Source organism: Streptomyces sulfonofaciens, assembly GCF_014656295.1.
Lineage (GTDB): Bacteria > Actinomycetota > Actinomycetes > Streptomycetales > Streptomycetaceae > Streptomyces > Streptomyces sulfonofaciens.
The window spans coordinates 1-7,519 of record NZ_BNCD01000051.1 but is presented as its reverse complement, the minus strand read 5'-3'; the positions used below and the strand labels follow the sequence as shown (position 1 = coordinate 7,519).

At 65.5% G+C, this 7,519-nt stretch carries 7 protein-coding genes; 4 read left to right on the top strand and 3 right to left on the bottom strand.

The window, feature by feature from the left end:
- Both IE313_RS36575 and IE313_RS34430 read right to left on the bottom strand, forming a co-directional pair.
- A partial coding sequence (locus IE313_RS36575; protein WP_373317133.1) for a 3-alpha domain-containing protein occupies positions 1 to 218 on the bottom strand: 218 nt, incomplete at its 3' end.
- 440 nt (positions 219 to 658) lie between these two features.
- Positions 659 to 2,044 carry an FAD-dependent oxidoreductase gene (locus IE313_RS34430; RefSeq protein ID WP_189939300.1) on the bottom strand — a complete coding sequence of 462 codons (1,386 nt, stop codon included), beginning with the start codon at positions 2,042 to 2,044 and terminating at the stop codon, positions 659 to 661.
- 73 nt (positions 2,045 to 2,117) lie between these two features.
- Between IE313_RS34430 and IE313_RS34425 the strand changes: the two genes are divergently transcribed.
- The 4 genes from IE313_RS34425 to IE313_RS34405 all read left to right on the top strand — a co-directional run bounded on the left by IE313_RS34425 (position 2,118) and on the right by IE313_RS34405 (position 5,394).
- Positions 2,118 to 3,074 carry an AraC family transcriptional regulator gene (locus IE313_RS34425; RefSeq protein ID WP_189939298.1) on the top strand — a complete coding sequence of 319 codons (957 nt, stop codon included), beginning with the start codon at positions 2,118 to 2,120 and terminating at the stop codon, positions 3,072 to 3,074.
- A gap of 16 nt (positions 3,075 to 3,090) precedes the next feature.
- Entirely contained in the window at positions 3,091 to 3,240 is a 150-nt protein-coding gene (locus tag IE313_RS34420) for an urease accessory UreF family protein (RefSeq protein ID WP_189939296.1), read from the top strand.
- A gap of 326 nt (positions 3,241 to 3,566) precedes the next feature.
- Positions 3,567 to 4,004 carry a pyridoxal-dependent decarboxylase gene (locus IE313_RS36570; protein WP_373317132.1) on the top strand — a complete coding sequence of 146 codons (438 nt, stop codon included), beginning with the start codon at positions 3,567 to 3,569 and terminating at the stop codon, positions 4,002 to 4,004.
- A gap of 415 nt (positions 4,005 to 4,419) precedes the next feature.
- Positions 4,420 to 5,394: a zinc-binding alcohol dehydrogenase family protein gene (locus IE313_RS34405; RefSeq protein ID WP_189939292.1), complete on the top strand. Its 975-nt coding sequence runs from the start codon at positions 4,420 to 4,422 to the stop codon at positions 5,392 to 5,394.
- A gap of 459 nt (positions 5,395 to 5,853) precedes the next feature.
- Here IE313_RS34405 and IE313_RS34400 read toward each other — a convergent pair whose 3' ends face one another.
- Positions 5,854 to 7,014 (bottom strand): serine hydrolase domain-containing protein, encoded by a 1,161-nt coding sequence (locus IE313_RS34400; RefSeq protein ID WP_189939290.1) that lies wholly within the window; start codon positions 7,012 to 7,014, stop codon positions 5,854 to 5,856.
- Positions 7,015 to 7,519 lie beyond the last annotated feature (505 nt).

Here is a 7,519-nt window from a genome sequence, read left to right as displayed (position 1 = left end):
GCGTCCGCACAACACGCATCCGCCGGAAGCCTGTCCAGCCGACCCCGCAACCCGCACAGCCGTCGAAGCTTCCTCGGGGAGTCACCGGCGGTTTCCGTCATATCCCTGAGGGGCCGGCGCCATCCAGGGCTCAGCGCGCGGATACGGAGGGCCTGCTGCAGCTTGCCGACGTCATGGGGTGGGGTATTGAGCAGACTATCGGTGTCCGCGACGGTCAGAGCACCTGGACCGCTCGTGGTCCTGACGATCGTGTCGCCCTTCTGAACCTGTCCCTTATTTCCGCATCATCCTTCTCGGCCAGGATTCAGCATTCGCGGTTGCGTACCGCGATCCAAAGGGAACATCTATGCTGCTGATTTATCGTCCGCCATAACGTTCCAAAGCCAATCGGGGATCTTCCAGACTAGGGCACGAACCGTACGCGATCCCGGATTCGCAGGATATGACTTTCCTGGGTTTTCCAATGATGATGCGAATGGCAGACCCTACTGCGAGGGTCCGAGGTGGAGGTCCGATTCGTCATTCACGCATACGGGTCTGCGGCCGCCGCCGCTCATTCCTTCACGGAAGGGGAGCGACGGTTACGTACCCCACCCGCCGACTGGCCAGTGGCCTTGCCGCCATCGAAAGCGGGCGGCGGGTGGGCCATCCTCCATTGTCAGGAGATCACCTTGTCGAAGACCTCGTTGAACGCTTCCGTGGAGCTCGGGTGGGTGTAGATCGAGTCGCGCAGCTCACTGGCCGTGATGTTGTGCCGCATGGCCAGTGCGACGGTGTTGATGACCTCCTGCGCGTCGATGGCCAGCAGGGCGGCTCCGAGGATGAGGTCGGTGTCCGCGTCCACGACGAACTTCATCACACCGCGGGTCTCCTCGACCGTGTAGGCGCGGGGCATGGCCACGATGTCAGCGACTTTCTCCCGCGAGACCCTGATGTTCAGCCCCTGGGCCCGGGCCTGGGACTCGGTCAGCCCCACCGTGGCGAGCGGTGGCGTGATGAACAGGGTGTGGGGGACGGCCCTGCGGTCGGCCGTGCTCCGCTTGCCTTCGCCGAGCAGTTGGTCGAGGACGATGCGGGCGTCGTCGAGTGAGATGTAGGTGAACTGCTCGCCGCCATTGACGTCGCCAAGTGCGTAGATGTGCGGCTGGCTGGTGCGGAGGTGCTCGTCGACCGTGATCGCGCCCTTCGGAGTGGTCTGGACACCCGCGGCGTCGAGCCGCAGAGCGGCGGTCACGGCACGGCGTCCCGTGGCGGGCAGCAGTGCGCCGGCCTCCACGGTGTGCTTCCGTCCGGCCTTTTCGTAGACGATCGTCGAGACGGCCCCACTGTCCCTCACCTCGGTGATGTCTGCGCCGGTGATGACATGGACACCGTCGCCGGTGAGGATCTCCGTGACAGCCTCGGCGATGTCCTCGTCCTCCCTCGGAAGAAGCCGGCCGGACGCCTCCAGGACGGTAACGTGCGTACCGAAGCGCTGGTAGATGGACGCGAACTCCAGACCGAGGTACCCGCCTCCCAGGACCACGAGGCGCTCGGGCAGGTTGTCCGTGCGGATCAGCTCCGTGCTGCTGACCAGGTGAGGGCTGGCCGCGAGACCAGGAATCGGTGCCATCACGGGTTCGGAACCGGTGTTGATCAGGATCGTCGGGGCGGTCACGGTGATCCGATGGTCGCCCTCCCCGACGGCCACGGTGTGCGCGTCAACGAAATGAGCGGCACCGGTGATGACCGTGGCGGTATCCTTGCTGTTCAGCGCTTCGAAGTTGCCGGCACGGAAGGCGCTGGTGAGCGCGCGGACACCGGCGGTCGAGTTGGCGAAGAACTTCTGTGCGTCGTCCTCCGGGCGCCTTGTGTTCGCGTAGTGAACGAGCATCTTGGTCGGGACGCAGCCCACATTGGGGCAGGTTCCGCCGTACATGTTCTCGGACTGCTCGATCAAGACGACCCGACGGCCCGCGTCTGTGAGGACGTGCGCAGCGGTCTTACCGCCCTTGCCGAAGCCCACGACCAGGACATCCGCCGTGATCGCTGTGGTGGTTTCCATACGTCGAATCTATGAATCCACAGGTGGTACAACTAGGCGCACTCGTTTCACTTTTCCACCCGAAAGTCTCACCATGGACTCCGTCAGCCACCTGCTGCGTATGGCGCGGCTCAGGGCCAGTCTGGACAGGCGCTGCCTGCTGAGCGAGGGCACCCGCATGGACGTGCCCCCGTACCGCGAGCAGGAGGCGCCGTTCCATGTGCTGTTGGAGGGAGAGTGCCGCTTGCAGGTCGGGACCACCGTGCTCGACCTGCGTGCGGGGGATGTCGTGATCATTCCGAGCGGTGTCCCCCACCAGGTGACCACGTCTGGGGAAGGCGGTCTGCGCAGTACGACCGAGACGCACGGCGACGTGTTCGTCAGCACGTACAGCGAAGGCGGCGGCGCGCCAGTGATCGACCTGTTCTGCGGGCGTTACACGTTCGACGTGGGGGCCGGTTCGGTGCTGCTGAGGAGCCTGCCCAATCCGGTACACGTCTCGTTCGGGCAGTGCGCCGAGGGCAGGGAGGTGCTGCGCATGCTGGGCGCTCTGATGCGCGGCGAGGCGCGTCGCGAGGGCGAAGGAACCTCGGCGATCCTCTCGGCCCTGTGCACCGTGCTCCTGGCGATGACGTTGCGGACCTCACGAGGCAGCGCCACCACGGCCACGCTGTGGACCGCGGCGGTCAACGGCCGCATCGCCAGGGCCGTCGAAGGCGTGCTGAACGACCCCGGGGCCGACTGGACCATCGACCGGCTCAGCCGTGCGGCGGCGATGTCGCGTGCCACGTTCCTGCGGCACTTCAGTCAGGAGACAGGGATGACAGTCGGAGCTTTCCTCGCCAAAGCCCGGCTGATGACCGCGGCCGAGCTGCTCGACAGCACGGATGCCACAGTCGCCACCATCGCCGGCCAGGTCGGCTACCAGTCCGAATCCGCCTTTTCCCGAGCGTTCCGAGCCCAGTTGGGCACGACGCCGGCCCGCTTCCGCCGAGATCAGGCTAGGAGCAGGAATGCGGACATCCGCACTGTCGACGGACGCCGGGGCTGACGGGTGTGGCATTGGCGTGGCGCTGCACGACGTGCGCCCGGTCATGGCCGATGCCGCGGCTGTCCGCCATCGACAAGGCGCCCACGGCATCGCCGGTTGCACGCTGCTGCTGGACGTCACGGCGATGCGGCATGAGGAATCCCAACTTCGGCTGTTCGCCGGCTAGGAAAGAGACGCACATGATGGTCCCCATGGCCATGGTCACGACCACGTCCCGGCACCCCGGTTCGCCGACGTCCGGGCACCGGGTATCGCCAGGATCGGCATCGGTGGGCCCATCGGCTCCGGTAAGACGGCACTGATCGAGGCGCTGGTCCGCACGGGAGCGGGGCGCCGGTTACTCGGAGGCTCGCGGCGGCTTGCAGGTGGAACCGGCACCGCTGACGGTCTACGCCACCGAGCAAGCGCACTCATCGATTGCCGCAGCGGTAGCCCTCGCCGGCTTCGGCCTCGCCCATGTGACTGGTCGACGTCGACCCCTATCTCTTTGTGATGCTTCCACAGGTGTTGGAGCAGATACTCAAGGACGACTGGCGGCCGGCCGCCGTCGTCGTCAGCCTCGGCAGGACCGCGACCACCGCGGTCGATCTCCTTGCCGAGTTCGCTCCCCTGGTACGTGAGTACGGTCTGTGGGTCCACGTCGATGGGGCGATGGCTGGCTCGGCTCCGCTTCTTCCGGAGATGTGCTGGCTTGTCGAGGGAGTCGAGCACGCGGACTCCTCCGCCAGCAGACCGCGGACCTGGACTCGGTGCGGCAGATGTGAACACGCAGCCATGTGGAAACCTTCGCGCCTCACCGCCAACCGTGCGCCGTCGATCAGAGCAACTGGGCATCGGAGTCCGCGGAGTTGCCACCGTGATGGTCAACCCGTTCACCCGGGATTTCATGATGCGATGGAAGGGAGTGGGGTGGCCTTCCGGATGGTATGACCACTCTGCGTGAGAGAGTGCATCTGTGCGGTTATCTCACTGTCGTGTCGGTCTGTGGCATATCTGCATCGCCTGCCTGGTTGCTGGCGGGATCGATCGGGTGCCCACCTCTTCGGGCTGCCGGGGGCGGCGGGGTGCCGGGTCTGCTGTGCGCGCCCTTCGCGGCGTGGGGTTCCTGTAGGTCGGCGGTGCAGTGGGGTCGTGGGACAGGGGATGGTCTGACTAACCACCGGAACCACATTGACAAGTTAGACTGCTCCTGTTTGAATCTAACTGTCTAACTCGGGTTAGAGGGTTAGATAGAGCGGGGTGGTCCCCGAGTCGGGCCCCGGGTGGCGCGACGTGGTGGTTCACGGGTGGGGACTTGAAGAAATCGCCATCTGTTTCGTAAACAACTCCCTCCAGGAGAACCGTCATGCGTGCCATCGTTCTTGAGAAATTCGGCGGTCTCGACAGTCTTGTGTACAAGGAGATCCCGGACCCACGCCCCCTTCCCGGACATGTGGTCATCCAGGTCAATGCGTTCGGAGTGAACCACGCCGAGCTTCATATGCGTCGGGGTGAGTGGGCCGAGGCGGCCCCGGTGAGCGGCATCGAGTGTGTTGGCATCGTCACGTCCTGTCCCGGCGGGGAGTTCCCCGTCGGGGCAAAGGTTGCCGCACTCATGGGCGGTTTGGGGCGGACGATCAACGGGAGCTATGCCGAGTACACGCGAGTTCCCGCGTCCAACGTCGCCCTGATCGAATCGGATCTGCCTTGGGAACAGTTGGCTGCGATCCCTGAGAGCTATGCCACAGCGTGGACTTGCCTGTTCCGGAACCTGGAGGTCAAGAAAGACGAGCTTCTGGTCATCAGAGGGGCGACATCGTCCTTCGGGCAGGCCGCACTGAAGCTGGCGGTGAACGCCGGCGTGCGTGTGATCGCTACAACCCGCAGCCGCGAGCGTTTCGCCCTGCTTGAGCGGCTTGGGGCCGAGCGTTGCGAGATTGAGCGGACTGACCTGTCCGAGCACATCCCGGAGGCCAAGGAGATCGACGCCGTGCTCGATCTGGTCGGCAACAGCGTCTTTCTCGACTCTCTCGCCATGCTTCGCCGGGGCGGCCGCTCCTGCCTGGCCGGTTGGCTCGGAGGGCTGGACCCGGTCCGCGACTTCAATCCACTCCTGCAGATGTCGAGCGGTGTCTACCTGACGTTCTTCGGGAGCTTTGTGTTCGGGAGCCCGGGCTTCCCGCTGTCTGACGTCCCTCTCCAGCAGATCGCTGCCGAGGCGGCGAGCGGCCGACTGGACGTCAAGCCGGCCAGGGTCTTCACTTTTGACGAGATCCGCGAAGCTCATCGGATCATGGAGGCCAATGAGGCCAAGGGGAAGGTGGTGGTTGTGCACCCCTGAGACCTCGTCGACCCGGCGCAACAGGACACGCCGACCCGGTACGACTTACAGCGGCTGACCCAATGAGGTGGATCGGGGCTGTCGGCACTGTCTCGTACGTGAGCGGCGCCTTCGGTGCCCGGGGCCCAGGCGGCTCCGACCGCGAAGCAGAACGCGGCGCTCGTCACGTCACCGCCCTCGGCGATGACCTGTCAGGCCACGGTGGACACGCCGGGGTTCACGGTGGCGCGGACGGGAGCCGTCAGTTGCCTGCCGCCCTCGCCGCGAGCGACGGATCCGAGCGGTACCGCCGCCCTTACCGGAGCTGTGCTGTGCCGCGTCTTCCCACCGAAGGGACGCACCGGCTCCTGCCGCGGCTTCGTCGCACACACCGACGTACTGCGCGGCCTGCACTCCCTGCCGGTGTGACCCCCGCGGCCACAGGAGAGTACAGGCCGACTTCAGAGGGCGGGACGAGGGCTATCGGCCGGCCAGGCTTCGATGGACGGCATGGACCAGCGCCATCTTGCGGGGATCGTCACGCAGGAGTGGCCCCATCTGGTTCATGACATAGCCCATGCCGATCCCGGCCTCCGGATCGGCGAATCCCGTCGAGCCGCCGAAGCCGTCGTGGCCGAACGCCAGAGCGTTGGGGCCGAAGCTGTGTTCGTCGCTACCAAGGGTGAATCCAAGGGCGAACTCACCTCCCACGCCGGCGACAACGTCGACACAGCGTCCCTGACCTGCCCTCGCCCTTTCAAGGGCCGAAGTGGACAGCAGCTTTCCCGACTCGTCCGCCAGCGCTCCGTAGATCGTTGCGAGCGCTCGGGCCGTGGCATGGGCACCTGCCGAGGGAATGATCGCTCGACGCCACTCGATCGCGTTGGCGTGGCGTCCCAGAGGGCGCGGATTGAGCAGTGCCGCCTGCGCAGCGGGTCCCGCCGAAGCGAACGCGGCCGCCAAAGCCGACTCCAGTTCTGGATTCGGGACGGGCTCGATCATCTCGGAGCAACGGTCGAGATCCGCCGTACTCAGGCCGAGATGGAAGTCAGCACCCAGCGGGCCGGCCACGTTCTCAGCGCACAGGACGTCGATGGTGCTACCGGTGGCACGCCGGACGACCTCACCCACCAGATAGCCGTACGAGAGTGCCCCGTACCCGCTCACCGATCCGGGCTCGAAAAACGGCTCTTGAACCGCGAGCAAGGAGCTCATCCGCTCCCAGTCGTAGAGGTCGGAAACCTGGAGCCGATGGGTGAGGTCCACGCCGCAGACTCCCGAGCGGTGTGACAGGAGCCACCGCACCGGGATGTCCTGCTTCCCGGCGGCGCCGAATTCTGGCCAGTACGCCGTGACCGGGGCATCAAGATCAAGCTCGCCCCGGTCGGCCAACTGGTGCGCGACGACAGCCGTCACACCCTTGCCCGCAGACCACACATTGGTCAGCGTCTCGCTGTGCCATGGCCGGCGACGCTCCTTGTCGGCCCAGCCGGCCCACAGGTCGACCACGACTTCACCGTTCAATACAACGGATACAGCAGCACCCACTTCACCACGTTCTGCAAAATTCCGTGCGAATTCTTCTTTCACCGGGCCGAAGGCCGGATCGTGGACGCCGTGTATCACTACGGCTTCATCCATGCTGCACAGCTCCATATTCTTCGGGTGCGATGGGGAGTGAGCCTTCCCGGCGTCGGCTGGTACTCGACTGAGACCACCGCAACGCCGGGCCTTGCCAGATATTTCTACTGCGGCACAAGGCTGCTGCTTTACGCTCCCGTAGAGAGACCCACCACCATGCGGATCAGCATAGTTGAAGTCATAACAACATCATAGTCGGGCATTCTTGCGACCTCGCGCACGATAAGAGTTGACACCCCTCTTCAAGCGCATCCAACGCTGGTCAAAGCTTCGCCTCTTGACAGCAGGCTCCGCTGGTGCACCCGCATACTCATCGTGCACGAGGTCGTTCGACGCACTCCGGCTGGTGAGAGTGCGGGCTTGGTGGAGCAGTATTCGGGTGAGCTGCTCGGCGGTGGGGCTGAGGCGGGGTGTGCTCGGCAGAGTGACAGGGCGGAGCGGGCGGCTCCGTTGCTGCCGCCCGCTCGCGAGGGGTGCCGTCAGGGCCCCGGCCGGCCGTGCGCGT